This window comes from Pseudomonas putida S13.1.2 (assembly GCF_000498395.2).
Taxonomy (GTDB): Bacteria; Pseudomonadota; Gammaproteobacteria; order Pseudomonadales; family Pseudomonadaceae; genus Aquipseudomonas; species Aquipseudomonas putida_Q.
The window spans coordinates 6512615-6538808 of record NZ_CP010979.1 but is presented as its reverse complement, the minus strand read 5'-3'; the positions used below and the strand labels follow the sequence as shown (position 1 = coordinate 6538808).

27 protein-coding genes and 1 pseudogene are annotated in these 26194 nt (G+C 62.9%); 7 read left to right on the top strand and 21 right to left on the bottom strand.

Features of this window, described 5'->3' with window-relative positions; all coding sequences use genetic code 11:
• Position 1: 1 nt before the first annotated feature.
• Genes N805_RS28975 through N805_RS28960 form a run of 4 tightly spaced genes read right to left on the bottom strand, consistent with a single transcriptional unit; the run spans position 2 to position 3674 of the window.
• Positions 2-919 (bottom strand): biotin-dependent carboxyltransferase family protein, encoded by a 918-nt coding sequence (locus N805_RS28975; RefSeq protein ID WP_019474009.1) that lies wholly within the window; start codon positions 917-919, stop codon positions 2-4.
• Positions 916-1602, bottom strand: coding sequence for a 5-oxoprolinase subunit PxpB (gene pxpB, locus N805_RS28970; RefSeq protein ID WP_019474010.1), 687 nt, complete (start codon positions 1600-1602; stop codon positions 916-918). Before pxpB ends, N805_RS28975 begins: the two co-directional genes overlap by 4 nt.
• Complete coding sequence (locus N805_RS28965; protein ID WP_019474011.1) at positions 1599-2378, bottom strand: 5-oxoprolinase subunit PxpA; 780 nt, start codon at positions 2376-2378, stop codon at positions 1599-1601. Before N805_RS28965 ends, pxpB begins: the two co-directional genes overlap by 4 nt.
• Before the next feature lie 9 nt (positions 2379-2387).
• Complete coding sequence (locus N805_RS28960; RefSeq protein ID WP_019474012.1) at positions 2388-3674, bottom strand: MFS transporter; 1287 nt, start codon at positions 3672-3674, stop codon at positions 2388-2390.
• A gap of 130 nt (positions 3675-3804) precedes the next feature.
• Between N805_RS28960 and N805_RS28955 the strand changes: the two genes are divergently transcribed.
• The gene (locus tag N805_RS28955) at positions 3805-4716 is read left to right on the top strand and encodes a LysR family transcriptional regulator (protein WP_019474013.1); all 912 of its coding nucleotides are present in this window, start codon (positions 3805-3807) and stop codon (positions 4714-4716) included.
• 184 nt (positions 4717-4900) lie between these two features.
• On the opposite strand, the gene N805_RS28950 is transcribed toward N805_RS28955, so the two are convergent.
• The 5 genes from N805_RS28950 to N805_RS28930 all read right to left on the bottom strand — a co-directional run bounded on the left by N805_RS28950 (position 4901) and on the right by N805_RS28930 (position 7984).
• On the bottom strand, positions 4901-5734 hold the full coding sequence (locus tag N805_RS28950) for an IS3 family transposase (protein WP_028613177.1): 834 nt from the start codon (positions 5732-5734) through the stop codon (positions 4901-4903).
• Between the two features lie 8 nt (positions 5735-5742).
• Entirely contained in the window at positions 5743-6102 is a 360-nt protein-coding gene (locus N805_RS31120) for a transposase (RefSeq protein ID WP_019471226.1), read from the bottom strand.
• A gap of 62 nt (positions 6103-6164) precedes the next feature.
• The gene (locus N805_RS28940) at positions 6165-6686 is read right to left on the bottom strand and encodes a DUF2937 family protein (protein WP_028613405.1); all 522 of its coding nucleotides are present in this window, start codon (positions 6684-6686) and stop codon (positions 6165-6167) included.
• A gap of 9 nt (positions 6687-6695) precedes the next feature.
• Positions 6696-7469 carry a class II glutamine amidotransferase gene (locus N805_RS28935; RefSeq protein ID WP_028613406.1) on the bottom strand — a complete coding sequence of 258 codons (774 nt, stop codon included), beginning with the start codon at positions 7467-7469 and terminating at the stop codon, positions 6696-6698.
• A gap of 17 nt (positions 7470-7486) precedes the next feature.
• On the bottom strand, positions 7487-7984 hold the full coding sequence (locus N805_RS28930; RefSeq protein WP_028613407.1) for a hypothetical protein: 498 nt from the start codon (positions 7982-7984) through the stop codon (positions 7487-7489).
• A 246-nt stretch (positions 7985-8230) separates the two neighbouring features.
• On the opposite strand from N805_RS28930, the gene N805_RS28925 reads away from it, so the two are divergent.
• A complete protein-coding gene (locus tag N805_RS28925; protein WP_028613408.1) occupies positions 8231-10273 on the top strand; it encodes a S9 family peptidase in 2043 nt (680 codons plus the stop codon).
• 172 nt (positions 10274-10445) lie between these two features.
• Here the strand turns inward: N805_RS28925 and N805_RS28920 are convergent, their stop codons facing one another.
• On the bottom strand, positions 10446-10724 hold the full coding sequence (locus tag N805_RS28920; RefSeq protein WP_028613409.1) for a hypothetical protein: 279 nt from the start codon (positions 10722-10724) through the stop codon (positions 10446-10448).
• A 132-nt stretch (positions 10725-10856) separates the two neighbouring features.
• Between N805_RS28920 and N805_RS28915 the strand changes: the two genes are divergently transcribed.
• Together N805_RS28915 and N805_RS28910 are read left to right on the top strand one after the other, a co-directional pair.
• The gene (locus tag N805_RS28915; protein WP_016488597.1) at positions 10857-11228 is read left to right on the top strand and encodes a YajD family HNH nuclease; all 372 of its coding nucleotides are present in this window, start codon (positions 10857-10859) and stop codon (positions 11226-11228) included.
• A 71-nt stretch (positions 11229-11299) separates the two neighbouring features.
• Positions 11300-11770 carry an RNA methyltransferase gene (locus N805_RS28910; RefSeq protein WP_028613410.1) on the top strand — a complete coding sequence of 157 codons (471 nt, stop codon included), beginning with the start codon at positions 11300-11302 and terminating at the stop codon, positions 11768-11770.
• 185 nt (positions 11771-11955) lie between these two features.
• On the opposite strand, the gene N805_RS28905 is transcribed toward N805_RS28910, so the two are convergent.
• The 5 genes from N805_RS28905 to N805_RS28885 form a co-directional block, all read right to left on the bottom strand.
• Positions 11956-13446: an aldehyde dehydrogenase gene (locus N805_RS28905; RefSeq protein ID WP_019470624.1), complete on the bottom strand. Its 1491-nt coding sequence runs from the start codon at positions 13444-13446 to the stop codon at positions 11956-11958.
• 13 nt (positions 13447-13459) lie between these two features.
• Positions 13460-14353, bottom strand: a complete 894-nt coding sequence (locus tag N805_RS28900; protein ID WP_019470625.1) for a dihydrodipicolinate synthase family protein — start codon at positions 14351-14353, stop codon at positions 13460-13462.
• 73 nt (positions 14354-14426) lie between these two features.
• A complete protein-coding gene (locus N805_RS28895; RefSeq protein WP_019470626.1) occupies positions 14427-15755 on the bottom strand; it encodes an MFS transporter in 1329 nt (442 codons plus the stop codon).
• Between the two features lie 183 nt (positions 15756-15938).
• Positions 15939-17258 (bottom strand): NAD(P)/FAD-dependent oxidoreductase, encoded by a 1320-nt coding sequence (locus N805_RS28890; protein WP_026034369.1) that lies wholly within the window; start codon positions 17256-17258, stop codon positions 15939-15941.
• A gap of 61 nt (positions 17259-17319) precedes the next feature.
• A complete protein-coding gene (locus N805_RS28885) occupies positions 17320-18036 on the bottom strand; it encodes a GntR family transcriptional regulator (protein WP_019470628.1) in 717 nt (238 codons plus the stop codon).
• Between the two features lie 301 nt (positions 18037-18337).
• On the opposite strand from N805_RS28885, the gene N805_RS28880 reads away from it, so the two are divergent.
• Positions 18338-18676 carry a YgaP family membrane protein gene (locus N805_RS28880; RefSeq protein ID WP_019470629.1) on the top strand — a complete coding sequence of 113 codons (339 nt, stop codon included), beginning with the start codon at positions 18338-18340 and terminating at the stop codon, positions 18674-18676.
• A 187-nt stretch (positions 18677-18863) separates the two neighbouring features.
• On the opposite strand, the gene N805_RS28875 is transcribed toward N805_RS28880, so the two are convergent.
• On the bottom strand, positions 18864-20072 hold the full coding sequence (locus N805_RS28875) for a hypothetical protein (protein ID WP_019470630.1): 1209 nt from the start codon (positions 20070-20072) through the stop codon (positions 18864-18866).
• A 41-nt stretch (positions 20073-20113) separates the two neighbouring features.
• Positions 20114-20563: a YcgN family cysteine cluster protein gene (locus N805_RS28870; protein ID WP_026034370.1), complete on the bottom strand. Its 450-nt coding sequence runs from the start codon at positions 20561-20563 to the stop codon at positions 20114-20116.
• Between the two features lie 143 nt (positions 20564-20706).
• On the opposite strand from N805_RS28870, the gene N805_RS28865 reads away from it, so the two are divergent.
• Positions 20707-21300 (top strand): nitroreductase family protein, encoded by a 594-nt coding sequence (locus N805_RS28865; protein WP_016498372.1) that lies wholly within the window; start codon positions 20707-20709, stop codon positions 21298-21300.
• A gap of 159 nt (positions 21301-21459) precedes the next feature.
• On the opposite strand, the gene N805_RS28860 is transcribed toward N805_RS28865, so the two are convergent.
• The 4 genes and pseudogenes from N805_RS28860 to N805_RS28845 form a co-directional block, all read right to left on the bottom strand.
• The gene (locus N805_RS28860) at positions 21460-22392 is read right to left on the bottom strand and encodes a D-2-hydroxyacid dehydrogenase (RefSeq protein WP_019470632.1); all 933 of its coding nucleotides are present in this window, start codon (positions 22390-22392) and stop codon (positions 21460-21462) included.
• Between the two features lie 2 nt (positions 22393-22394).
• On the bottom strand, positions 22395-22688 hold the full coding sequence (locus N805_RS28855) for a YcgL domain-containing protein (protein WP_016498370.1): 294 nt from the start codon (positions 22686-22688) through the stop codon (positions 22395-22397).
• Positions 22685-23818 (bottom strand): ribonuclease D, encoded by a 1134-nt coding sequence (gene rnd / locus N805_RS28850; RefSeq protein WP_019470633.1) that lies wholly within the window; start codon positions 23816-23818, stop codon positions 22685-22687. The genes N805_RS28855 and rnd overlap by 4 nt, the downstream gene beginning before the upstream one ends.
• A 115-nt stretch (positions 23819-23933) precedes the next feature.
• Positions 23934-25570, bottom strand: a pseudogene (locus N805_RS28845) (phosphoethanolamine transferase).
• A gap of 251 nt (positions 25571-25821) precedes the next feature.
• Between N805_RS28845 and N805_RS28840 the strand changes: the two are divergent.
• Positions 25822-26058 carry a YdcH family protein gene (locus N805_RS28840; RefSeq protein ID WP_019470635.1) on the top strand — a complete coding sequence of 79 codons (237 nt, stop codon included), beginning with the start codon at positions 25822-25824 and terminating at the stop codon, positions 26056-26058.
• Positions 26059-26194 lie beyond the last annotated feature (136 nt).

Genomic DNA, 26194 nt, shown 5'->3' with positions numbered 1-26194 from the left:
CTCACCGCCAACGGTCCAGATATATCTGCTGCTCCCGCCAGGCCTCATCCTGCACCACCGCCCGGAACCGAACCACCGCCCCCGGCATGCACTGCGCCAGTTGCGCCAGCGCCAACGGCGTCAACGCCCCCAGCCGCGGATAACCACCAATGGTCTGCCGATCATTGAGCAGCACAATCGGCTGCCCATCCGGCGGCACCTGCACCGCCCCCAGCGGTATCCCTTCGGAAATCATCGGTGCGCCCTGATAGACCAACTGCGGCCCCAACAGGCGGATGCCCATGCGGTCAGCCCGACTGTCCAGCGTCCACTCCCGGTTGAAGGCTTCGAACAGGCTGGTACCGCTGAAATCACCGATCTGTGCGCCCATCACCAGGTCGAGCACAGGCTTGTGTGCGTACTGCGGGCGCAGCGCTGGCGACACCTCGCGCAGGGTTGCATCGCTACCGGTAAACGCTAACGCCTGGCCTTTGGCCAGCGCCGCACCCTGGCCATCCATGCCACCCAGTGCTTCACGTACCACCGTGGCACAACTGCCCAGTACATCTTCGCCCAGAAACCCGCCCGGTGCCGCCAGGTAAGCCCGCACGCCCTGCTTTGGCTGCTTCAGGGTCAAGCGCTGGCCCTTGCCCAGGGCAAAGCTGCGCCAAGGCGCGACAGGCTGGTCATCGACTCGGGCATCCAGGTCGGCACCGGCCAGGGCCAGCACGCAATCCTGTTCGGCCACTACGCAAAAGCCACCCAGCGCCACCTCGACCACCGGTGCCCCCAACGGGTTGCCCAGCAGCCAGTTGGCCCAGTGCATGGCCACCCAGTCCAGCGCGCCGCCCTGGGTCACGCCCAGGTGACGCACGCCAAAGCGGCCAGCATCCTGCAACTGGCACAGCGGCGTGCTGGCCTCGATCTTCAATTGCTTCATCCTTGTGCCTCCACATCGCCGCCCAACGCCAGGAACTCGGTGCGCGAAACCGGCACGAAACGCACCCGGTCGCCGGGTTGCAACAGGCTGTAGCCGTCACGCTCACGGTCGAACAGGCGCACCGGCGTGCGCCCGATCAGGTTCCAGCCACCCGGCGATACCGCCGGATACGCCGCCGTCTGGCGCTCGGCGATGCCCACGCTACCCGCTGCTACCCGCTTGCGCGGAGTGCTCAGCCTCGGGCTGGCCAGGCGTTCGTCGACCAGGCCCATGAAACCGAAACCGGGGGCGAAGCCCAGGGCGAACACGGGATAATCACGTGCGCTGTGCAAGCGCACAACCTCGGCTTCACTCAAGCCGCTGCGGGCTGCCAGCACAGGCAGTTCAGGGCCGACGCTGGCGTCGTACCACACCGGGATCTCGTGGCGCCGGCCGCCGCTGCCGGTGTCTGGCTGCAAACCCTCCAGCGCCTGGTTGATCCGCGCCCTCGCCTCGCCCGGTGGCAGGTCGAACTGCACCATCAGCGTGGTGTAGGACGGCACCAGGTCCAGCAGGTGCTCGCCGAACACGGCGCTCAGGCGCTGGCTGGCGGCGAGCATCCACGGCATGTTGGCCTCGTCGATACGGTCGAACAGGCGCACCATCAGGCTGTCGATGGCCACCACTTCGATACGCGCTTTCATTGCGGCTCCAGGGCGTCGAGAGCCTGGCGTATCTGCCGCACCGCCGCCACCGAACTGTCGTTGTCGCCATGCACGCAAAGGGTGCTGGCCTGCAGGCGCAGGGCGCTGCCATCGTCCGCCACCAGCGCATCGCCACGGGCCAGGCGCACCGCCTGCTCCACCACCAACGCCGGGTCGTGATGCACCGCGCCAGGCAAACGGCGCGACACCAGATGGCCGCTGGCGGTGTAGGCGCGGTCGGCGAACGCCTCGAACCACAGCGGCACACCGATTTCATCGCCCAGGGCCTGGGCGGCGCGGTTGTCGGCGGTGGCCATCAGCATCAGAGGCAGGTTGCTGTCGTAGGCCGCCACAGCTTCCAGCACGGTACGCAGCTTGAGCGGGTCGGCCATCATGTCGTTGTACAGCGCGCCATGGGGCTTCACATAAGCCACGCGGCCACCCAGCACTTTGCAGATGCCGTCCAGCGCACCGATCTGGTAGTGCAGCAGGTCGCGGATTTCCTCGGGGCTGCAGGCCATGGAGCGGCGCCCGAAGCCGACCAGGTCCGGGTAGGCCGGGTGCGCGCCGATGGTTACCCCATGCTCCAGCGCCAGGGCCACGGTGCGGCGCATGATGCCGGGGTCGCCGGCGTGGTAGCCACAGGCGATGTTGGCGCAATCGATGTAGGGCATTACCTCGGCGTCCAGGCCCATGCGCCAGCTGCCGAAACTCTCGCCCATGTCGCAATTGAGTAGCAGGCGTTCCACCACGCGGTCTCCCTTGTTGTTGTTCATAGGCCTACCTTACCGCGCCTGCAGCTGTTTGCCGCGTGTTTCCGGCAGGCTCAAGGCCGCCACGATCACAATCCCGTAGGACACGGCGGAGAACATGCCGATCCCCAGGCCCAGCGGCACGTTCTGGCCGAGCATGCCGATCAGCAACGGGAACAGTGCCGCAATGACCTTGCCGATGTTGTAGCAAAAGCCCTGCCCCGAACCGCGAATGCGCGTAGGGAACAGTTCTGTCAAAAACGCCCCCATGCCGCTGAAGATACCCGAGGCGAAGAAGCCCAGCGGGAAGCCCAGCCACAGCATCACGCCATCGCTGACCGGCATCTGCGTGTACAGCAGCACGATGACGAACGAGCCCACGGCAAACAGGATGAAGTTCTTCTTGCGCCCCAGCAGGTCGGACAGGTACGCGCTGACCACATAGCCCACGTACGAGCCGACAATCACCATGGCCAGGTAGCCACCGGTGCCCAGCACGCTCAGGCCGCGCTCGTTCTTGAGGAAGGTCGGCAGCCACGAGGTGATGGCGTAGTAGCCACCCAGTGCACCAGTGGTCAGCAGCGACGCCCGAACGGTGGTCCAGAGCATGCCCGGGGCGAAGATCTCGTAGAAGTGCGAAGGTGCCTCGGCGCTTTCCACCGCCTTGGCTTCGCGGTACACCTCCGGGTCCTTGACCAGGCGGCGCACGAAGATCACGAAGATAGCCGGTACCAGCCCCAGCAGGAACAGCGCGCGCCAGGCCTGCTCTGGCGGCAGCCAGGAGAACAGCAGCGCGTAGAGAATCGCCGTGAGGCCCCAGCCGATGGCCCAGCCGGACTGCACCATGCCCACCGCCTTGCCACGGTCCTGGGCGCGGATCACCTCGCCGATCAGCACCGCGCCAGCGGTCCATTCACCGCCAAAGCCAAAGCCCATCAGGGTCCGGGCGATCAGCAACTGTTCGTAGTTCTGGGCAAAGCCGCACAGGAAGGTGAAAAAGGCGAACCACAGCACCGTCAATTGCAGGGTGCGCACCCGGCCGATGCGGTCGGAAAGGATACCGGCGATCCAGCCGCCCACGGCCGAGGCGATCAGCGTGCTGGTATGGATCAACCCGGCTTCGGTGGTGGTGATGCCCCACAGCATGATCAGCGTGGGGATGACAAAACTGAGCATCTGCGTGTCCATGCCGTCCAGGCCATAGCCGATCTTGCAGCTCCAGAAGGTGCGCCGTTGCTGTTTGTCGATGTCGCGGTACCAGGCGAAAGGCCCGGACGAAGGTGGGGAACTGACCTGCTGCTGCACGCCGGTGGGGTTCATGGATGCCTCGGCTTGTTGGTATTGTTTTATGGGCGACATAAAGCGTCGCGGCCTGGGTGCCATTGTTCAGAGGCCGCGACAATTGAGTCCAACGATAAAAACCGCCGGTCTGGAACAAGAAAAACTGATCATGAACCTTCGCTTCCTCGAAACCTTCGTCTGGGTCGCCCGGCTGAAAAGCTTCCGCCTGACGGCAGAAAAGCTGTTCACCACCCAAGCTTCCGTGTCCAGCCGCATTGCCGCGCTGGAGGCAGACCTTGGGGTGAAGCTGTTGCTGCGCGACTCACGCGGGGTGAGCCTGACCCCGGAAGGCGGCAAGGTGCTGGAGTATGCCGAACGCATGCTGGAAACCGCCAAGGCCATGAAGCAGTCGCTGGACAGCGACCGGGCCAAGGTCGGGCGCATTCGCATCGGGGTGATGGACACGGTAATCCACACCTGGATGAGCGCGCTGGTGGCGGAGCTGACCGAACGCTACCCGCAGGTGGAAATCGAACTGGTGGCCGATACCGCGCTGAACTTGCGCGAGCAGTTGCAGAAGGGCTTTCTCGACGTGATTTTGCAGACCGACCTGCTGCGCGAGCAGTCGATCCGCAGCCTGGACCTGGCGCGCTACCCGATGGGCTGGGTAGTGGCTGCCGGCTCGCACCAGCACCGGGACTATGCGTCGCTGGCCGAGCTTGGGCGCGAGCGCATCATTACCTTCTCGAAAAATTCACGGCCGCACCAAGAGGTGCTGAGCCTGCTGCAAGCGGCGGGGGCAGAGGCGCCGCGGTTGAACTGCGTGAACTCGGTGGCGGCAATTACCCGGCTGTTGCGCGACGGCTTTGGCATTGGTGCGTTGCCGCCGGCATTGGTGGATGCCGAGCTGGGCCGGGGTGAGCTGGTGTTGCTTCAAGGGCTGCAACCGCCGCCGAGCCTGGAGTTGGTGGTGGCGTGGCAGACCGGGGTGGCGTTGGTGGACGAGGTGGTTGGTGTTTGCCGGCAGGTGCTGGAGCGGTATGCCCGGGATGTGGGTGGGCAGCGGATAGTACTGGTCTGACCGATTTCAACCGCCACACTTCTCACAGGCTGACTCGGTCCCTGTAGGAGCGGCCTTGTGTCGCGAAAGGGCTGCACAGCAGCCCCAGGGACTCAGCAGCAATGCACAAATTGCCGGGGCTGCTGCGCAGCCCTTTCGCGACACAAGGTGATCTGGTCAAGTAATTTTGGACACCGGTTAAGGTTCATGCCGCTGCCCTGAGCTTTTCCTCCATGGCTACCGGGGTCTCATAGCCGTTGTAGCTGTGGAGGCGCTTGAGGTTGTAGCGCACCAAATAAGCCATGATGTCGGCCTTAGCTGCAGCTTCGGACTCATAGCCCCCTGCTGGCACCCATTCTGATTTCAATGCCCCGAAAAATCGCTCCATGGCGGCGTTGTCCCAGCATTGGCCACGGTGGCTCATGCTTTGTTTCAAGCTGCACTCTTCAAGCACAGCCCTGAATTTATGGCTGGTGTACTGACAACCTTGATCTGAATGAAACATCACCCCTGCAGGTTTACCTCTGGACTCAGACGCCATACGCAGCGCGTCACAGGCCAATCTGGCATCGGCAGTCATTGAGAATGCCCAGCCCACAACTCGGCGTGCGTACAAGTCGATTATTGCGGCCAAATAGAGCCAACGTCTGCCAACCTGGATGTAAGTCACATCGCCACACCAAACCTCATTGATCGTCGAAACTTTGAAGTTTCGCTTCAGCTGGTTTTCCGCAATCAGTGCTTCCGCGCCCGATGAGCGATACCGATGGGGCCTTCGTTGTCGGCATTCCAGACCAGCTTCACGCATAAGAGCACGCACTTTGTAACGCCCGATTTTATGGCCTTCACGTCGCATTTCCTGCATCAACGTGCGTGAGCCTGCGGAGCCTCGTGACGCCTTGAAAAGCTTGATTACCTGCGAGCGTAGAGCATCCCTTTCGAGATTTTCACGCCCTTGGCGTTTGCGCCAGGCATAGAAACTGCTGCGCTTGACCCCAAGCACGCGACAGCAGTCGACAACACCATATTGCTCACTCAGCTCGTTGATCAGCGAGAATGATCTTTGGAGTCCCGAAGCAGGAGAGCACTGGCCTTTTTTAGGATTTCGAGATCCCGATCCTTCTGACGAACCAGAGCTTCCAGCTCCTCAATGCGTCGTTGATCCGGGGTGATAGCCTTGGCCCCAGCAGGGACTTTCCCCGCTCTTTCCTGCCGTACCTGCTCAACCCAGCGGCGGAGAGCTGTACGACCTATTCCGAGGATTTGGCACACCTCAGGAACCGACTGGCCGCCGTCTAACACCATCTCAGCAGCTTGAATTTTGTGTTCTTTCGAGTAGGACTTTCGCACTGATTTTGCCTCCAATTGGGCGCCATGATAGCGCCCTAAGAAGGTGTCCAAAATCATTAGGCCAGTTCAAGGCCGCTCCTACAGCGACTGCGCTGCGCACAAACTGATGTAGTAAGGCGTCAGCGCCAGCTTTCTTTCACCGCCCTGCGCCGCCCGCCCAGGATCACCCAGCCAAGCCCCAGCAACAGGCTTTCGACCACAAAGGCCAGCACAAACCCCGCGCCAACACCCCAGCCAATTGCCTCGGGCACCAGCAGTATCTGGTAGCTGTAGCCATTGAGGGTTTCCTCGCGCAGCTGCGGGTCGGCCTGCACCAGCACATGCCAGGTACGCTGGGCCCACGGCCCTTGCAGCGCCTGCCATTCGTTTTCCAGCAGTTGGTTGCGGATCATCAGGCTTTCGATGCTGTTGGCATCGCTGTTGAACACCGGGTCGTCACTGCTGCGGTAATGCTGCAGCAACGCCTGCAAGTCGCCCTTGAAAAAGCGCTCGGCCGTTTGCCGGAACCCATCAAGCGCCTCGCGCGATTCGAACAGGTGCGCCTCCACCCGCTGGCTATAGTCCTTGATCAGCCCCGGGACCTGGATACCGGCCAGCAGGCCGAAGGTGAACAGCAGCAACCGCAGGTAACTTCTGAACATGCAGCGTCCTTAGCTCTGGCCGTGCGCCACGCACTCGCCGTGCCGCCACAGGGCCCATTGACCCGGCTCGTAGCGGTGCCAGGTCTCGTTCTCGGTCAGGGCCTCGGTGGCAATCACCGTGACCACGTCGTTGGGGGTGGTTTCGGTATGAAAATCGACGATCAGGTCAACATCCTTCAACCGCGCGGCACCAAACGGCGCACGGCGGGTAATGTGCACCAGCTTGGTCGAGCAGAAGCAGAACAACCAGTCGCCGTCGCTGAGCATGCAGTTGAACACGCCCCGGCCACGGTAGCCTGCACAGGCTTCGACCAGCACCGGTAGCAGCTGTTCCACCGGCACCGGCTCGGGGAAGGCACTGCGGATGCGGTTGAGCAGGTCGCAGAACGCCGCTTCGCTGTCGGTGTCGCCCACCGGCCGGTAGAAGCTGGCCAGGCCCTTGAAGTCGCCCAGTTGCCCGTTGTGCGCGAAGCACCAGTTGCGGCCCCACATTTCCCGCACGAACGGGTGGGTGTTGGACAGGCAGACCTTGCCGACGTTGGCCTGGCGGATATGGCCAATCACCACTTCGCTCTTGATCGGGTAGCGCTGCACCAGGTTGGCCACTTCCGACTCGCTGCTCGCGGCCGGGTCCTGGAACAGGCGCAGACCACGGCCTTCGTAGAAACCGATACCCCAGCCATCACGGTGCGGGCCGGTACGGCCACCGCGCTGCATCAGGCCGGTGAAGCTGAAAACGATGTCGGTGGGGACGTTGGCACTCATGCCCAGCAGTTCGCACACAGGCGTGTCTCCTCCGTTTACAGACGGGGCTCGACCCGGCCATTGCCGCGGGGTGCGGCAGGGCGTGGGTCGTCGCGGTAACGGTCGCCGCGTTCGGCGGCCAACGGGGCTTGCCCGGCGACCTGGTTATCTTCGTCCACCTGGCGCTTGGCGGCTGCCTCGGCTTGCGCACGGCGCTCGCGGGCGCGTTTTTCCAGCGGCCAGCGCACCAGCACAAAGAGGAAATACAGGCCGAAGGCAATCATGCCGTACATGGCGAAGTCGGACACCGCACGCCAGGCGTTGTTGCCCACCTTGAAGGCGAGGTCCAGGGCGGTGATGGCGATGGCCGGGGCGAAGCTGTCCTTGACCGGATCGACCACGGTCGGGGTCAGCAGCAGCACTGCCAGCACCACCCGCAGCGGTTCGCGCAGCCAGCGCCACATCCAGCCGGTGAGCTTGAAGGCCACCAGCAAGCAGCCCAGGGCGGCCACGGCGTACAGGCCCCAGGCGAAGGTGTAGTCGTTCTCGGTCATGGTGTTCGTGCAAGCCAGGCAAAGAGATGCCTATGATAAACACTTTTCCGGGCGCAGACAGCGTTTGCCTGTACCGCCCTCTTCGCGGGCACGCCCGCTCCCACAGGGACCCCACAGCCCTCAAGAGCTGTGGTGCTCCTGCAAGAGCCATAGGCACTGCACAGTAGCCAAGCCAGTGGTGGCCATGTGGGAGCGGGCGTGCCCGCGAAGAGGCCCGTACAGGCAACCCCAACCAAGAGACCCTCAATGCAAACCAAGCCCCAACCTCCCATCGCCCACGCCGACAACGCCGCCGACCCGTACGCCTGGCTGCAGCAGCGCGACACCCCCGAGGTACTTGCTTACCTGCAAGCCGAAAACGCCTACCAGGAAGCCTGCCTGGCCGACCAGGCGCCGTTGCGCGAGCAACTGTTCGAAGAGATCAAGGGCCGCATCCTGGAAACCGACCTGTCGCTGCCGGCCCCCTGGGGCTCCTACCTGTACTACACCCGCACCACCGCAGGCGACGAATACCCACGCCACTACCGCTGCCCGCGCCCGGCCGACGACTCGAACACCGTCGATGAAAGCCAGGAGCAACTGCTGCTCGACCCCAACGCCCTGGCCAATGGCGGCTTCCTGTCGCTGGGGGCATTCAATATCAGCCCCGACCACCGCCTGCTGGCCTACAGCCTCGATACCAGCGGCGATGAAATCTACACCCTGTACGTCAAGGACCTGGCCACTGGCAGCATCACCGCCCTGCCCTTCGACGACTGCGACGGCAGCCTGACCTGGGCCAACGACAGCCAGACGCTGTTCTTCGCCGAACTGGACGACACCCACCGGCCTTGGCGCCTGCGCCGCCACACCCTGGGCAGCGACGATGCGCAAACCGTGTTCGAAGAAGCCGATGGGCGCTTCTTCCTGCACTGCTACCGCACCAGTTCCGAGCGCCAGCTGGTGCTGCTGCTCAACAGCAAGACCACCAGCGAGGCCTGGGTACTGGACGCCGAAACCCCACGGGCGCCGTTCACCTGCCTGGCGCCGCGTATCGAAGGCCATGAGTACTTCCCCGACCATGGCCAGCTCGAGGGCGAGTGGCGCTGGTTCATCCGCACCAACCAGGACGGCATCAACTTCGCCCTGTACCACGCCCCGGTCACACCGGTGCCCAGCCGTGAACAATGGCAGGTGCTGGTGGCACACCGCGATGCGATCATGCTCGAAGGCCTCAGCCTGAATGAAGGCGCCCTCACCCTGAGCCTGCGCGAAGGCGGCCTGCCAATCATCGAAGTACGCCCGCAAGGCCTGCCGGCCTACCGCGTGGAACTCCCCGACGCTGCCTACAGCCTGTACGTGCAAGACAGCCTGGAGTTCGCCAGCACGCGCATACGCCTGCGCTACGAAGCGCTCAACCGCCCAGCCCAGGTGCGCCAGCTGGTGCTGGCCAGCGGCGCCCAGGCCGTGCTCAAGCAAACCCCGGTGCTGGGTGAGTTCGATGCCGACGACTATGTAAGCGAGCGACTGTGGGCAACCGCCGCGGATGGCACCCAGGTGCCGATCAGCCTGGTACGTCGCCGCCAGGACCTGGGCAAAGCCGTGCCGCTGTACCTGTACGGTTACGGCGCCTATGGCGAAAGCCTCGACCCGTGGTTCTCCCATGCCCGCCTGAGCCTGCTGGAGCGCGGCGTGGCCTTTGCCATCGCCCATGTGCGCGGCGGCGGCGAGCTGGGCGAAGCCTGGTACCGCGCCGGCAAGCAGGAGCACAAGCCCAACACCTTCAGCGACTTCATCGCCTGCGCTGAGCACCTGATTGCCGAGGGCGTGACCACTGCCGAGCGGCTGGCCATCAGCGGCGGCAGCGCCGGCGGCCTGTTGATGGGCGCGGTGCTCAACCTGCGCCCCGAGCTGTTCCGCTGTGCGATAGCCGAAGTGCCGTTCGTCGACGTGCTCAACACCATGCTCGACCCCGAGCTGCCGCTGACGGTGACCGAGTATGACGAATGGGGCAACCCGGAGGAGCCGGAGGTGTATGAGCGGATCAAGGCGTATGCGCCCTACGAGAATGTAAAAGCGCAGGCCTACCCGGCGATGCTGGTGGTGGCGGGCTACAACGACAGCCGCGTGCAGTATTGGGAAGCCGCCAAATGGGTGGCGCGCTTGCGCACGCGCAAGACCGACAGCAACCTGCTGCTGCTCAAGACCGAGATGGGGGCTGGGCATGGCGGGATGAGCGGGCGGTACCAGGGGTTGAAGGATGTGGCCCTGGAATATGCGTTCGTGTTTGGCGAGCTGGGTGTGGCATAAAATTCGAGCACCCGCGCGGCCCCTGTGGGAGCGGGTTTACCCGCGAAGAAGGCACCGCGGTGGTTGGCACGGGCTTCGCCCGTGTTCGCGGGTGAACCCGCTCCCACAGGGACCGCGGTGGATCTTGCGCACATGCGTTCTTCCCACAGCGGCCAGAGCAGGCGCGCCGTATTCAATCATCCTCTACCGCCGGCCTCGGCGGGTCTTGGCGCAACCCCGGCAATGGCTGGTCCTTCGGCGGCCCGGGCACTGGCATCGGCGGCAACAAGGGCGCCCCCGGCTGGCTGTCGTAGGCCTTGGGCGGTGTACTCGGGGTTATCTGCGGGTATGGCGTGGGCGTGGGCGTACCCGGTGCACCAGGCACTGGCGTAGTGAGACGGGGTGGCGTGCTGGCAGCTTCGGCCATGGGCAGGCCGGCCATCAACAGCGCGGTCAGGATCGCATGAAACATCAGCAACCTCCTGTCGGGAACCTGCTTACAGGCTACGCCTAAATCACCGCTTTCGCCTGTCCGCTTGCCCTGCAAGCGCGCTAGACTCAATGCCATAACTGTCATTTGCCTGATCAGAACAAAGGAAACACCATGAGCTCCACCTCTTCCGCCGCCGCCACCGCGCGCCTCGACCGCATCCTGGCCGATGCCAAGCGTGACAAGGAAATGGGCTACCGCGACAAGGCCCTGAGAATGTACCCGCACGTGTGCGGCCGCTGCGCCCGCGAATTCGCCGGCAAGCGCCTGAGCGAGCTGACCGTGCACCACCGTGACCACAATCACGACAACAACCCGCAGGACGGCTCCAACTGGGAGCTGCTGTGCCTGTACTGCCACGACAACGAGCACTCGCGCTACACCGACCAGCAATACTTCAGCGAAGGCTCCACCAGCACGCCAAGCATCGCCAAGGCCACCCACAACCCGTTCGCCGCGCTGGCGGGCATGTTGAAGAAAGACTGACCATCGATTCGGCCCCCGCTGTTACCGGGCAGCCCGTATAATCGCGCTTTTTTCGCGAAGGGCCCCGGTACGTGGCAAACAAACGATACAGCTGCATCGGCCTGTTCAACCCCAAGTCGGCAGAAAACGTCGGCTCGGTGATGCGCGCTGCGGGCTGCTATGGCGTCAACTCGGTGTTCTACACCGGCAAACGCTACGAACGCGCGCGTGACTTCGTCACCGACACCAAGCGCGTGCACTACGACATTCCGCTGATCGGCATCGATGACCTGCAGCGCATCATCCCGCTGGGCTGTACCCCGGTGGCGGTGGAGCTGGTGGAAGGTGCACGACCACTGCCGGAATACACCCACCCGGACCGGGCCATCTATATCTTTGGGCCAGAAGACGGCAGCCTCAGCCCCGAGGTGCGGGCGTGGTGCGAAGAGACCATCTACATCCCCACCGAAGGTTGCATGAACCTCGCGGCGACGGTGAATGTGGTGCTGTATGACCGCTTGGCCAAAGGGCTGAATACCCGCTCGGGGCCCAAGTTCAAATAAAAAGGCCACTTTTGCGCTGGCCTGTACCGGCCCTATCGCCGGCAAGCCAGCTCCCACAGGTCGTGCACAGGCCGTGAAGACTGTGTTACCTGTGGGAGCTGGCTTGCCGGCGATAGGGCCAGCAAAGCCACCACAAAAACGGCCAGGTGCCGAACTCCGTCAGAACAGCACCGGCCTTGCTCAGATCACGCAGCGTTGATCCAGATGGTCTTCAGCTCCGTGTACTGGTCGTGTGCCCAGATGGACTTGTCGCGCCCACCAAAGCCAGACTCTTTGTAACCACCGAACGGCGTAGTGACGTCACCTTCGCCGAAGCAGTTGACCGTGACCACGCCCGCGCGGATTTCACGCGACAGGCGCAGCGCATTGCGCAGGCTGCCGGTGTACGCCGAAGCCGCCAGGCCGTAGATGGTGTCGTTGGCCAGCTCGATGGCTTCATCGATGGTCTCGAAGCTGGTCACGCTCAGCACCGGGCCAAAGATTTCTTCCACGAACAGCTTGTTGTCGCGGCCTACGTTGTCGACGATGGTCGGCTGCACGAACACGCCCTCCTCGGTCTCGCCACCCTGGACGATACTGAGCTTATGCTCGGCGGCGTACTCCAGGTACGACTTCACCTTCTCGAAGTGCGCCTTGCTCACCATGGCGCCGAGGCGATTGTCCGGGTCCATCGGGTCGCCCAGTTTCCAGTCCTTCAGGTGCTTGGCCATCAAGCCGAGCAGCTCGTCTTTGACATCCTTGTGCACGATCAGGCGTGAAGAAGCAGAGCAGTTCTCGCCCATGTTCCAGAACGCACCTGCGGTCACGAACTGCGCCACTTCGTCCAGGTCTTCGCAGTCGTTCATGACCACAGCCGGGTTCTTGCCACCCAACTCCAGGACAATGCGCTTGAGGTTGGACTCGGCAGCGTATTTCAGGAACAGCCGGCCGGTGTCGGTGGAACCGGTAAAGCTGACCATCGGGATGTCCATGTGACGGCCAATGGCCTCGCCCACTTCACGGCCACCGCCAGGCACCAGGTTGAACACGCCAGCAGGAATGCCCGCCTCATGGGCCAGCTCGGCCACGCGCAGGGCGCTGAGGGTGGTTTCCTTGGCGGGTTTGACCACGATCGAGCAACCGGCGGCCAGCGAAGGGGCGATCTTCCAGGCCAGCATCAGCAGCGGGAAGTTCCACGGCAGCACCAGGCCGACCACACCGATGGCTTCACGCACCACCATGGTCACGGCAGCATTGCCGGTCGGTGCAGTGGCGTCGTAGATCTTGTCGATCAGCTCGGCGTGCCAGCGAATGGTGTGGATGGTTTCCGGCACGTCGACAGTCTGGCACTCGCTGACCGGCTTGCCGCTGTCCAGCGCTTCCAGCACCGCCAGTTCGTGGGCGTTGTCTTCCAGCAGCTGGGCAAACTTCTGCAGCACATGCTTGCGGTCGTTCGGCTGCATCTTCGACCAGGTGCCCTCTTCGAACACACGCTTGGCAGCCGCCACCGCCACGTTGACGTCATTGACGTCACAGGCGGCGACTTCGGCCAACTGCTTGCCGGTGGCCGGGTTGGTGGTGACGAACGTGCGGCCGCAGATGGCGTCGCGGAATTCACCGTCGATGAACGCCTGGGTACGCAGCTGCAGTTCGGCGGCGATGGCCGCGTATTGTTCCTTGTTCAGCAATTCAGCCATTGTGCCAGCCTCCTTATTTGATCAGGGCGATGGTGGCTTTCAGTTCGCTGACCACGCGCTTGAGTTCCTGCTTCTCGGCATCGTCCAGGTCGTACAGCGGCTTGCGCACGCCGCCGGTCTTCAGGCCGTTCAGCGCCACGCCGTTCTTGATGGCCTGGACGAACTTGCCACCTTCCAGGAAGTCCATCAGCGGCATCATGGCGGCCATGATCTTGCGGCCTTTGGCAAAGTCCTTTTCGATCACGCAGGCCTCGTACAGGGCCACGTGCTCACGCGGAATGAAGTTGGAGCCGGCGCAGACCCAGCTCTGGGCGCCCCAGGCGAAGAACTCCAGGGCCTGGTCGTCCCAGCCGCACGACAACTGGATGTTCGGGCGCTTGATGGCCAGCCGGTGAAGCTGGGCCATGTCGCCGGAGCTTTCCTTGATGGCGACAATGTTCTTCACATCAGCCACGGCATCGAAGAACGCTTCGCCCATGCTTACGCTCATGCGGCCCGGGTAGTTGTAAAGCATGATCGGCAGGTCGGCAGCGGCGTCGACCGCTTTGACGTGCAAGGCGATTTCCTGTTGGGTCGGCAGGGCGTACGGCGGGGTGCCGACCAGCAGCGCGTCAGCCTTGATTTCCTTGGCGTGCTGGGCGAAAGCCACGGCGTCTTCGGTGCGGATGCCACCGGTGCCGACGATCAGCGGCAGGCGGCCGTTGAGCACGTCCTTGGCCTGGGCGGCCAGCTCGATGCGCTCCTGGGTGGTGTGGGCGTAGTACTCGCCGGTAGAGCCACCAATGATGACGCCGTGGATTTTCGACTCGACCAGGTATTCGAGGACCTCGGCGAACGCCGCCTTGTCGATCGAGCCGTCCGCAGCCAGCGGAGTGATTGCCGGGGTGTAGATGCCTTCGAATTTCACGGTAGGTTCTCCAGTGCGTTGCTCAGTGTTGTAAAGACCGCCGCGCAACCACGCAGCGGCGGGTTGTAAGGTTTCAGCTCAACGAAGCCGCTTGTTGCAGGTTCAGCGAACGGGTTTCCGGGGCCAGGGCGACCGAGAAGGCCAGGCCGACAAAGGTCACGGCGGCAGCGGCATACATGGTGGCGCCGATGCCATAGCTGTCGAGGGCGATGGGCACCAGCCAGGTGCCAACTGCCGCACCGACCCGCGACATGGAGGTGCCCACGCCCACGGCGCCGGCACGGATTTCGGTAGGGAACAGTTCGTTGGGGTACACCAGTTGCAGCACCTGGGCGCCACCGATGAACAAGGCATAGGCACCGAACAGCACCAGGATGAGCATCTCGTTGCCATTGCTGAAGGCACCCAGGCCCAGCAGTGCCAGCCCCGACCAGAAGAAGCTGTGCAGCAGCGTGGTGCGCCGACCGAGGGTGTTGAGCAGGCGGGTGCCCACGATGCAGCCCACCACGAACAGGAACGTGATGGCGATGGAGCCGATCGATGCCCAGTCACCTTTCAGGTTCAACGCGCCCAGCACTTTCGGGGCGAATGCGTACACGGCGAACACCGGGATCACCGAGCAGGTCCAGAACATGGTGACGAACAGCATGCGTTTGCCGTAGCCAGAGTGCAGCAGGCTGAGGAACGACAGCTTGCGGGTCTTGGGCTCTTCCGGCAGGTTCTTCAGCGAAAAACCGTTGCCGTACACCCGCTTGATCACCTGCTCAGCCTCGGCCGAGCGGCCTTTGCTGATCAACCAGCGTGGCGATTCGGGGGTACCCAGGCGGATGGCGAACAGCAACGCACCAATTACGGCAGCACTGGCCAGCACCAGGCGCCAGGCATCGTCGCCACCCTGGCGCAAGATTGCCTCACCGGCCAGGTAGGCAGTAGCGGCGCCGGCAAACCACAATACCGTCAGGGTTGCCAGGCGCGGGCCCCGGTTCTTCCTGGGCAGGAACTCCACCAGCAGCGACGTTGCAACCGGGTATTCGATACCTACGGCGATACCGATGGCAAACCTTAGCAGGAACAAGACCAGCGCCGACTCCACCCAAAACTGCGCCACCGAGGCCAGGATGAACAGGGTCGGGCCAACGAAGAACACCCGTTTGCGGCCAAAGCGGTCGGTCAGCCAACCGCCGAAAAAGCCACCGAAGAAAATACCGATCAGCGCCGAAGCGGCGATCATGCCCTGCCAGAAACTGTTCAGGCTCAGGCCGGCGGACATCTGCACCATGGCCACGCCGATAATGCTCAGTACATAGCCATCGACGAACGAACCGCCGCCGGAACGCAGGGTCAGCAATTGGTGGAAGTTGTTGATCGGTACATCTTCAATCGAAACATTCGGATTTGTCATTGTTATTCCTACCCCGTCTGCTATATGCACATTTTCAAGGCGAGCGTGTCCGCGAAACTGAAAACCGTCTTCAGCCCCGGGTGTTCGGACGACGCATCTCGATCATCAATTTCAGGCAAGCCGCGCCCGTGCCGGCCAACTGACGCCGACGTAAAATGCTTTATGATCTAACTCAGATAACGATCAGCTTTCTTTGCCAGCGCGGAACTGCCCCCACATCAGGTTTGCGTTCAAGCCCAGGGAAACCAAAGGCTTGGGCGGGTTTACACAAGGCCCTGGGGCATTGAGTAAAAACTCGATCAGTTCGTTCTTGTCACCGGCCAGCCAGTCGGCCAGCAACTTGCCGGTGACCGTGCCACGGGTAACGCCCAGGCCGTTACAACACAGTGCACCGACGACATTCGGCGCCAACTTGCCGAAGAAGCCCATGTGGTTGCGCGACAGTGCCAGCGCACCGCCCCAGGTATATTCAAAGTTCACCCCAGGCAACATCGGAAAACGCCGGGCGAACGACTCGCGGTGGCGCTGAACAAAGCGTTCCAGATATTTGCGGTTGCTACGGCCGTCGGGGTTGTAGCTGAAGCTGTTGCGGATCAGCAGGCGGTTGTCGACGGTGCGGCGCAGGGTGGTGCCGAACGGGTCGGCCGGGATCACGCCCCAGTAGGGTTTGCCGCCCAGGCGCGCCTGTTCTTCCTCGGTCAGCTGCCGGGTGATGCTGGCGTAGGTAAACACCGGCAGCATGCGCCCCTTGAGGAAACCGAAGCTCATGCCGAAGGCGTTGGTGGTGAGCACCAGCTTGTCGGCGGTGATCGAACCCTTGGCGTGGCGCAGTACCACCTTGTCGCCGTACTCGACGTTGGTAATCGGTGTGTGTTCGTACAGCGAGACGTTGGGCGGCAGGCTATCGGCCAAACCTTTGACCAATGCCGAGGGTTGCAGCAAGGCGGTGCCCGGCGTGAACAGGCCCTTGCGGTAGAAGTCAGTGCCGATATGATCGGGCAGGTCGCGGCCCTCGATCGCTTCGTAGGGTTGACCCAGTTTGTCCAGGCCGCGGCGGTAGGCATCCAGCACGGCAATGCCGCGGTCTTCGATGGCCGCCTGGTATTTGCCGCAATGGCGGAACTGGCACTCGATGTCGTAGCGCTCGATCAGGTCCTTGAGGCATTGCTGGCCACCCAGGTTGAGCTTGAGGATCGTCTTGGCGATGTCGATGTCACCAATGTAGTCCTCGGCGCCGATATCGTGCGGCAGGTCGATGGCAAAGCCGGCATTGCGCCCGGAAGTGCCAAAGCCAACCTCCTGGGCTTCGACCAGCACGATCTCGTCATGCGGAAAGTTCGTTGCCAGCTGCCGAGCGGCCGCCAGCCCGGTGAAGCCTGCGCCCACCACCACCCAGCGCGCCTGACTGTGCCCACTGTGGGTCGGCCGTGGCGTACGCGGTTTGCTCAGGTGGTACCAGCCACAGGTGGCATCATCGGCAGGTAACGAACTTATTCTTGTCATCTCACTAACCTGGATCTTGTTGTCGACGGGTGGTCAACGCCGGTGGCCTGACCTTGGTAGTTCATATCTGAATCGGTACATCCAGCCCTTGCGGCGCGGCGTACTCGGCCATGCGGCGGCGCGACAGTTCGAAGTGATCGCGCACCAGCTGGCCAGCCGCTTGCGGGTCGCGGCGCTCGATGGCCTGAATCATCTGCTCGTGCTGCTCGCAGGCGATTTCGAGGTCGCGCTGCATGTCATCGGTAGTGGGATGGCGATAGAAGATCTTGCCCAATCGGGTGTGATCGATCAGCAGGCGACGCAGGCTCGGCATCAGGTAGTCGTTGTGCGCCATCTTGCCGATTTCCAGGTGGAAGGCGTCGTTGTAGAGCACGCGGTTTTCAACGTCGCGTTCTTCGATGGCCTGACGGAACTGGGCCTGGATAGCCTTGAGCACTTCGATTTCTTCAGCGCTGGCGTAAGTGGCGGCCAGCTGGGTAGTGGCCACGTAGATAAGCGGCGCCGCAACGTAGAAGCTGTGCAGCGACTCGTGGCTCATGGCGGCGACGCGTGGCGCGCGGTTGGCTTCCAGCTCGATGTAGCCTTCAGCGGCAATCTGGCGCAGCAGCTCGCGCACCGGAGGGCGCGACAGGCCGAACTCCTCGCACAGGGCCAGTTCGTCCACCACGGCGCCCGGGGCCAGTTCCATACTCATGATCCGGCGGCGCAGCGCTTCGGCGAGGACGGCTTTGCGGTCCTGCGGCACATCTGCGGCGAGGGGTTGGGCGGGGGCTTTCATGGCGGCCTTCTTTATTGTCATAGCGTTGTGTCTACTATTTGTATAACGACTATAGGGCACTGTTAGACAATGTGTCTACAGCATTCTCGATGAACGGTGGAAACTCTCTGGCCCTTTGTTTACAAGGGTTACAGCGGATCCCAGGGTGGGATTAAACACCCCTGAGGCTGCATTGCCAAACCAGACAGGTAATTCGCCAAATGCGACACAGCGAGCAATTTTTGGCGCCGCTGAGCGACCCGAATGAACGCTGGCGACACCCGGCAGGTCAGCTGCTTACATTTCACACGGAGGTCTTGCCATGCTCGATATCCACTCTGCTGCGTCTTCGCAGCACAATGTCCATGGTCTGGAACGGGTCAGTTCGCTGGCTGGCGGAGCGCTGATGGTGAGCAAGGGGCTGCGCCATGGAGGCCTGGTCGGCTTGCTGCAACTGGTGGTGGGAGGTATTGCGGTGGCACGCGGTGTCAGCGGACATTGCTCGACCAAGGCGTGGTGGCAGCGGCATCGGCAGGAGTACCACCGCTTGCGTTCGGATATAGAACAGAGTGCGGCGGAGCTGGAGGCGTTGAAGGCCAGCGCCAAGGCAGCGACCAGAGGGGTGACGGTGACCGGGAAGGATCCGTTGGCTGACAGTTGATCAAGGCACCTGCCCGCTCTCAAAGGCGTGCACAGCCCTTGTAGGAGCGGCCTTGTGTCGCGAAAGGGGTGCGAAGCGCCCCCAAAAATCTCAGAATAGTTGCAGATATCGCTGGGGCTGCTTCGCAGCCCTTTCGCGACACAAGGCCGCTCCTACAGGCATTGCGTACCGCTTCGTACACGCGAACTTAGCGTAATGCCTTGCTCTGTAGCACCTCGGACTTGCGCCCCAGCACGTTCTCGCTGATTTGCACGAACTCTTCGGTGCTTACGCTGGGCAGGCGCATCAGCCCGCGTACCACATCGTCCAGCGAACGCTTGGCCTGGGTGTGGATGCGGATTTCCTTGTCCAGCGCCTGTAGCAGGATCACCCCGCGGGCCACCTGAGCGGGGCTGGCGCGTTCGCCTTTGAGCCGGGTGACCTTGGCGCCCTGCTTGCTCAGGCGTGCCTGCCAGGCCTGGTAGCGGTCATCGCTTACCCCGCCCGAACGGCGCAGCAATTCGCTGGCGTAGTAGTCGGTCAGGCTCTCCACCAGCCAGTCATTGCCGTCGCGCCCACGGATCTGCGCAAACAGCTGCACCACTTCGCGCAGCAACGGGCTGCTGCCGTTCTCGCTGATCATCGGGCGGGCGCTGTGCAGGTACAGCGAACCCTGCGCTGCCATTGCCCCGCGCCACATGCCGTCACGCGCACCGACCAGCAGCAGCTTGGGCGGGTTGCGCGGGAATACCGCCTGCAACTGCGGCCAGACGTAGGTCAGCAAGGTCAGGCTGTCCATGCGCCGCATGCCCTGCCCCACCGGCGCGGCCACGGTGACCTCGGTATCGCCCAGGCGGGCACGGCGGCTGCCCAGGTCGCCGGCCAGCATCCAGCCAGTCGGGCGGTCGAACAGGCGCGAAACGTTGTCGATGCGGAACTTGTCCTTGCCAATGCGTGGCCAGGAGGTCTCGATACTCTTCCACCCCTCGGGCAAGTCGAACGCCAGGCGTGCCACAAGCTCCGTGCCATCTTGCTGGTCAAGCCGCGCAGGCGGTACCAGCTGGTCGCCGAGGAACAGCGCCCAGTGCGGGGTAACACGCGAGGAATAGGCACCGCTGGCGAGCTTCTGGTCCAGCTGCACGCGGTAACTGAGGCTGGTCTTGCCGGCTGCCGGCTGCCACACGCCGCGCTGCCCCTGCATTCGCCATTGGCCGTCGGCCTGGAAGCCGCTGAAGGCCCCGGCCTTGCCCAGGTCGAAGTCGAGGCTGCGCACGGCGCTGCCTTCAGCCAAGGTGAGGCGGACTTCAGCCTGGCCACTGGCGGGCAACAGGCGCACCTGGTAGTCAAGGTCGACCTTTTTCGCCCAGGCTGGCGAACTGGCCATCAGGCCCAACAGCAAAAACAGCTGGCAACGCATACAGAAACTCCTTGTTTCCCCGTGGCAGCGGGCCGCACCGGTCAGCTGGCGCGGAAGATCAGGTGGTCTTCCCAGTCGTCTTCGTGCACATCCTGCTCCCTGAGCATACGCCCCGCCTGGGAAATGCGCTGTTCATGGACCTGCTGGCGGTCGCCGCAGACAAGGTGGTGCCAGGCCGGCAGGTCCTTGCCCTCGCTGACCAGGCGATAACCGCAGGTGCTTGGCAGCCACGTGAACTGGTCGGCCTTGCCCGGGGTGAGCTGGATGCAATCCGGTACATGCGCGAAGCGATTGGGGTAGTCGCTGCACTGGCAGGTTTCCATGTCCAGCAACTTGCAGGCGATACGCGTGTAATAGACGCTGTTGTCATCTTCGTCCTCAAGCTTTTGCAGGCAGCACAGGCCGCAGCCGTCGCACAGCGACTCCCACTCTTGCGGGCTGAGTTGTTCGAGGGTCTTGCGCCGCCAGAACGGCGCGTTTTCAGCGATCATCACACGGTTTCCTGCATTCATCTTGGGGCCACGGCGCGCGGCGGCGCCAGTCTAGAGCCTGGCCTTCGGCAAAGCCAGACCGCTTGTCAGTCGCGACGGGACGCAGTAGCGTGCGGCTTTCCCGTCCGTTTGCAGGAGCTGTCATGAGCGCCACCCCCCGCATTGCCGATTACGCCATCAACGAACAGTTCATCAACCGCTGGTCGCCACGCGCCTTCACCGCCGAGCCGATCAGCGAAGAGACCCTGCTGAGCTTCCTGGAAGCTGCACGCTGGGCACCGTCGGCGTACAACTCGCAGCCTTGGCGCTTCCTGTATGCCCGCCGCGACACGCCGAACTGGGAGCGCTACCTGAACCTGCTGGTGCCGTTCAACCGCAGCTGGGCGCAACAGGCCTCGGCGCTGGTGCTGATCATTTCCAAGACCACCTTTGCCGCCCCGGGCGCCACGGAAGAAAAACCGGCGCTGTGGCACACCTTCGACACAGGTTCCGCCTGGGGCCACCTGGCCCTGCAGGCCAGCATCAGCGGCTGGCATACCCATGGCATGGCCGGTTTCGACCAGGACCTGGCGCGTCAGGAACTGAAGGTTCCCGAAGGCTACGTGCTGCATGCCATGGTGGCGATTGGCAAGCTGGGTGACAAGGCCAGCCTGGATGAAGCGCTGCAGTCGCGTGAAGTGCCGAGCCCGCGCAAGCCGTTGAGCGAGCTGGCTGCCGAGGGTGATTTCAGCCTGTAAGCCTTGTGGAGGCCTTACTGGCCTCTTCGCGGGCTCGCCCGCTCCCACAGGCACGGTGTTGTACCTGTGGGAGCAACTGTCTTGCTCAACTTCTAAAAGCTGGCCCGATCCCTGTGGGAGCGGGCGAGCCCGCGAAGAGGCCGGCACAGGCAACATCAATCAGTAGCCCCGGGCGAAGTCCACTTCCCCACGCAACCCCTGCCCCGCTTCATAAGCCCGCACATTCTCGACAAACAACCGCACCATCGCTGCCGGCGAGGTGGGTGCCGAACTGTGCCCGGTCAGCAACAGCCCCCAGGCGGTCCAGAACGGGTGTTGTTTGGGTAGTGGTTCCTGCCGGCAGACATCGATCACCGCACCGGCCAGATGGCCTTCCTTCAGCGCCTCGACCAGGTCGGCATCGACCACGGCCGCGCCACGCCCGGCATTGATGAACAACGCCGTGGGCAGGAAGCACTTGAACAGCGCCGCGTCATACAGGTCATGGGTAGCCGGGGTGTCCGGCAGCAGGTTGATCACGTAGTCGACCTGGCCCACCATGCGCGGCAAGTCGGCCAGGGCCGCCACCTCGACGAACGGTGCCTGTACCCGGGCAGTGCTGGCTACACCGTACAGCACCACCCCAAACGGTTGCAGGAACTCGGCCACCCGCTGGCCAATGTCACCGGTGCCGACAATCAGCACCTTGCGCCCTTCCAGCGTGCGCCCTGGGCGGTCATCCCAGCGCCGCTCGACCTGGCTGACCAGGCGCGACAGCACCTCGCGCTCATGGCCGAGCATGTAGGTAAGCATGTACTCGGCCATCACCTGGCCGAAGATGCCCACCGCACGGGTCAGGCGGTAGTCACGCGGCAGGCCATCGGCCAGCAACGGCGTGATACCGGCCCATGTCGATTGTACCCACTCAGGCTTGAGGCCCTGGCGCAGCAAGCTCGCCAGCAGATCCGGCTGGCCCAGCCACACCGTGCACTGCGCTGCCTGACGGGCCAGCTCGGCGGAGTCACCGCTGGTCAGTATTTCCACTTCAGGCGCTGTTTCGCGCAAAAGCCCGGCGTATCGAGCATGATCATGCTCAGCAATCAGTACACGCATGGTCAGACCGGGTCGTTACGGCGCAGCAGCTCTTCGGGCAGGTGCTCGATGTACTCATCTTCCAGCGGCGGCATCTGCAGGTGGTAGCCCTGGTTGTCGAGGTTTTCCAGCACCTTGGTGATGTCCTCGCGGGCCAGCTTGCGCTCTGGGCTGAGTACCAGGTCAAACGCGTGGATGGGGGTGCCGAAGGCCGGCAGCAGGCCTTCGGGCACGCGCTCCAGGCCGTCAGCCTTGAGCACGTACAGGTACATTTCGTTCTTGCGGGGGCTCTTGTAGATCGAGCAAATGCGTTTCATCGGGTCTCTCCGGCACCTGCCAGGTTGTCCAGCAGGGCCTGGCCCATGCGCTCACGGCGCCAGCCGCGCAGCGAATCGGGCAGTTGATAAGGGCCATTGGGGTAGCCGCTCTTGAGCAGCGCCTCCAAGGCTTTCTTGCGCAGCATCAGCTCGGGGGCAATGCCCAGGCGCTCACCTTCGGCCTGGCCGATGGCACGTAGCTGCTTGAGCACGCCGGCGGCCTCGATCGGCAATGGCTCGGGCAACGGCGCTGGCCACTGCTCGGCAGGCAGGCTGCCGGCGTGCTTGATCAGCTGGACCAGAAACTCACCGTCCTGACGAATGGTGCGCGGGTGCATCTCGTCGATCTTGGCCAGCGCCGACAGGTTGTTCGGCTGGCTCTTGGCCATGGGCCACAGCGAATGCTCCTTGAGGATGCGGTTACGCGGCACATCGCGGTTGCGCGCTTCGCGCTCGCGCCAGGCGCACAGTTCGCGCAGCACCGCCAGTTGCTGGGGGGCCAGCTTCCAGGCCAGCTTGACGTCGCGGTACAGGCTTTCGGGCTCGACTTCACGGCGCAACGCGGCCACCAGCTCGGCGCCGTCTTCCAGCACCCAGGCGTACTTGTCGTCAGACAGACGCGGGCGCAGCACCGTGAACAGTTCGGCCAGGTGCACGGCATCCTCGGCCGCGTAGCTGACCTGGGTTTCCGAGAGCGGGCGCTGCAGCCAGTCAGAGCGGGTCTCGCCCTTGGGCAGCTCGATACCCAGCACCTCGTGCACCAGGCGCGAATAGCCCATGGAGAAGCCCAGGTTCAGGTAGCCGGCAGCCAGCTGGGTGTCGAACAGCGGCTGCGGCAGCTTGCCGGTCAGGCGCAGCAGCACTTCAAGGTCTTCGCTGCAGGCATGCAGCACCTTGACCACACCGCTGTCTTCCAGCAGGTCGGCCAAGGGTTGCCAGTTGCCGATCAGCAGCGGGTCGATCAGGAAGGCCCGCTGGCCGTCACCGATCTGAATCAGCCCGGCTTTCGGGTAGAAAGTGTCGACCCGCATGAATTCGGTGTCGACGGCGACGAAGGGCAGTTGTTGCCAGTCGCGGCAGTGTTCGGCCAGGCTCTGGTCGTCACGGATCCAGTGAATTTCGATGGCCACGAGGCTCTCCCACTAACATTGGCGCGCAGTATATACGGCGCGGGCACTGCTGGTGAAACCCGGGCCATCCTTGATATCGATCAATGGTGCAGTTTGTGAGTGCAGCAACGGCGTTTCAGCGCTTGGCCGCCAGCCAAGGCCGGCAGCTGGCGAACATGTCCAGCGACTGCTGGTAGAGCTCGGTGTGCACCTGCAACAGGCCGAGCATGGAATGGAACAGGTTGTCCTGCGACAGCGGGGCATCGCTGAGCTTGGCCAGGCAGTCGGTGTCGAGGCCGAAGTCCTCTTTGTAGCTGTCGGAGAACCAGGTCAGCAGCGGCACGTGCTTCTGTTGCTCAGGGGCGATGGCGTAAGGCGTGCCATGCAGGAACAGGTTGTACTCGCCCAGCGACTCGCCATGGTCGGACAGGTAGATCATGGCCGTGTCGACCTTGTCCTGTTTGCTGCGCAAGGTGTCGATCAGCGACGCCAGCACCTTGTCGGTATAGACCAGGGTGTTGTCGTAGCCGTTGATGATTTCCTGCTCGCTGCACTGGTTGAGCGCATTGCTCTGGCATACCGGCGTGAAGCGCTCGCCGCCACTGGGGTAACGCTTGAAGTATTCCGGGCCGTGGCTGCCCATCTGGTGCAGCACCAGCACGGTATCCTTGTCGAGGTTGTCGATCAGCGCGTCCAGGCCTTGCAGCAGGATCTGGTCATGGCATTCGCCATCCGCGCACAGTTGGGGGTCCTTGAGGTTGCTGACATCAATGAACTGCACGCGGTCACAAGTACCCTTGCAGCCCGACTGGTTGTCACGCCACTGCACGGCCAGGCCGGCACGCTGGAGAATGTCCAGCAACCCTTCGCGGTTCTTCGCCACGCGGGCGTCGTAATCCTTGCGCTTCATGCCCGAGAACATGCACGGCACCGAGACTGCGGTTTCCGTGCCGCACGAGTGCACGTCGGAAAACGCCAGCAGGCCCTGCTCCCTGGCCAGGTTCGGCGTGGTATCGCGGTCATAGCCCAGCACGCCAAAATGATCTGCCCGGGCACTTTCACCGACGACCAGCACCGTCAGCGATTTGCGCTCATGTTTTTGCCAGGCGGCATCACGCCTGGCATCTTCGCCATAATGCTGGAACGGGCGCGAGGCAGTACCGACACGCTCGCTGACATACCCAATGGAGGCCCCGACGATATTGCTCGGGTCAGCATCAGGCGCAGTTCGTGGTGGTTGCGAAACAGCGACGACAAACCTTGATAATTGACCAGCGCTACCGAGCCAAGGGCCACGACACAGGCACCACTGACCACCAGCTTGCCCAGCAGCTCGCGGTGCCAGGGGCGGTAGACGATGTGGGCCTTCCACAACAGCACCGAAGGCAATACACCCAGCAGCAGGATATAGGCGGCAAACTTCAGCGACAGCAGATCGCGTACTTCTGCAACATTGGTCTCGGCCATATTGCGGAACATGCCGGCATCAATAAGTACACCGTACTGGTTCATGAAGTAAGCCACACCCGCGCCACTCATGAACAACACGATAAGTACGGGTTTCAATACATAACGGAAGGCAATCAACGTAAGGATAAGGTTGAAGGCGAACAACATCAGCACCGCAAACGCCAGGCTCAGCCAAAGCCCCGACAGGCCGGCGGGCACCACCGTTTGCAAATGCTCCCACAGGAACATGTTCAAGCCAATCAGCAGATAAAGGCTGGCCAGCAGCGTGACCCATTCAGTCCGCAGGGATTTGAAGTTGAGCATCGGCGTTCGCAATCAAGAGTGATTATCAGCCCCCGGCCGGATGGCACCGTGGGAAAGTTGGGCGAACTCTAGAAAGCGCGTCATCAATTTTTTGTGAAAAAGACGGTAACAATTTCGTGAAGCTTCGTCTTTTATCAATTACGTGAAAGCCATTCAGCTGCCATTCAGCCAGGCCGCCATCACAAGCCTGCGCAAACGCGGCTATCCTCAGAGGTCAGGACCTTTCCGACAACCCTGACAGAGGTGAAGAAATGCCAGTTCCGCATGATCTGCTCGCTGACCTGCACGTTACCGCTGATGCATTCCAGGCGCTCATTGACAAAGACCAGACGCTGCACACGCTGCACAAGGAATACAACGCCAAGGACAAGGAGGTGGTCGCCGCCGAAGGCAACGGTACCAACGACGACGCCGTCAACCGGCTGCGCAAGGAACGGTTGCTGATCAAGGACAAGATCGAACGGATCATCCATCCGCCCAAATCCTGACAAGCATTCATTGAATCCAAGGGCCTCTTCGCGGGTAAACCCGCTCCCACAGGGACCGCGCAACACCTGAGGGAAGTGAATTACCTGTGAAGAGGTCAACCCGGCAACAACCCCTCCCACAGGTACAGCACCAAGC

Excerpts from the sequence above, each read along its gene's own strand:
- N805_RS28955 (WP_019474013.1), top strand. The coding sequence starts at position 3,805 with ATGAACCTTCGCTTCCTCGAAACCTTCGTCTGGGTCGCCCGGCTGAAA.
- N805_RS28860 (WP_019470632.1), bottom strand. The coding sequence starts at position 22,392 with ATGCGTGTACTGATTGCTGAGCATGATCATGCTCGATACGCCGGGCTT.
- N805_RS28890 (WP_026034369.1), bottom strand. The coding sequence starts at position 17,258 with ATGACAAGAATAAGTTCGTTACCTGCCGATGATGCCACCTGTGGCTGG.
- N805_RS28895 (WP_019470626.1), bottom strand. The coding sequence starts at position 15,755 with ATGACAAATCCGAATGTTTCGATTGAAGATGTACCGATCAACAACTTC.
- N805_RS28965 (WP_019474011.1), bottom strand. The coding sequence starts at position 2,378 with ATGAACAACAACAAGGGAGACCGCGTGGTGGAACGCCTGCTACTCAAT.
- N805_RS28840 (WP_019470635.1), top strand. The coding sequence starts at position 25,822 with ATGCCAGTTCCGCATGATCTGCTCGCTGACCTGCACGTTACCGCTGAT.
- N805_RS28930 (WP_028613407.1), bottom strand. The coding sequence starts at position 7,984 with ATGACCGAGAACGACTACACCTTCGCCTGGGGCCTGTACGCCGTGGCC.
- N805_RS28865 (WP_016498372.1), top strand. The coding sequence starts at position 20,707 with ATGAGCGCCACCCCCCGCATTGCCGATTACGCCATCAACGAACAGTTC.
- pxpB (WP_019474010.1), bottom strand. The coding sequence starts at position 1,602 with ATGAAAGCGCGTATCGAAGTGGTGGCCATCGACAGCCTGATGGTGCGC.
- N805_RS28875 (WP_019470630.1), bottom strand. The coding sequence starts at position 20,072 with ATGCGTTGCCAGCTGTTTTTGCTGTTGGGCCTGATGGCCAGTTCGCCA.
- N805_RS28925 (WP_028613408.1), top strand. The coding sequence starts at position 8,231 with ATGCAAACCAAGCCCCAACCTCCCATCGCCCACGCCGACAACGCCGCC.
- N805_RS28885 (WP_019470628.1), bottom strand. The coding sequence starts at position 18,036 with ATGAAAGCCCCCGCCCAACCCCTCGCCGCAGATGTGCCGCAGGACCGC.
- N805_RS28940 (WP_028613405.1), bottom strand. The coding sequence starts at position 6,686 with ATGTTCAGAAGTTACCTGCGGTTGCTGCTGTTCACCTTCGGCCTGCTG.
- N805_RS31120 (WP_019471226.1), bottom strand. The coding sequence starts at position 6,102 with ATGATTTTGGACACCTTCTTAGGGCGCTATCATGGCGCCCAATTGGAG.
- N805_RS28960 (WP_019474012.1), bottom strand. The coding sequence starts at position 3,674 with ATGAACCCCACCGGCGTGCAGCAGCAGGTCAGTTCCCCACCTTCGTCC.
- N805_RS28915 (WP_016488597.1), top strand. The coding sequence starts at position 10,857 with ATGAGCTCCACCTCTTCCGCCGCCGCCACCGCGCGCCTCGACCGCATC.
- N805_RS28905 (WP_019470624.1), bottom strand. The coding sequence starts at position 13,446 with ATGGCTGAATTGCTGAACAAGGAACAATACGCGGCCATCGCCGCCGAA.
- N805_RS28870 (WP_026034370.1), bottom strand. The coding sequence starts at position 20,563 with ATGATCGCTGAAAACGCGCCGTTCTGGCGGCGCAAGACCCTCGAACAA.
- N805_RS28975 (WP_019474009.1), bottom strand. The coding sequence starts at position 919 with ATGAAGCAATTGAAGATCGAGGCCAGCACGCCGCTGTGCCAGTTGCAG.
- N805_RS28855 (WP_016498370.1), bottom strand. The coding sequence starts at position 22,688 with ATGAAACGCATTTGCTCGATCTACAAGAGCCCCCGCAAGAACGAAATG.
- N805_RS28920 (WP_028613409.1), bottom strand. The coding sequence starts at position 10,724 with ATGTTTCATGCGATCCTGACCGCGCTGTTGATGGCCGGCCTGCCCATG.
- N805_RS28880 (WP_019470629.1), top strand. The coding sequence starts at position 18,338 with ATGCTCGATATCCACTCTGCTGCGTCTTCGCAGCACAATGTCCATGGT.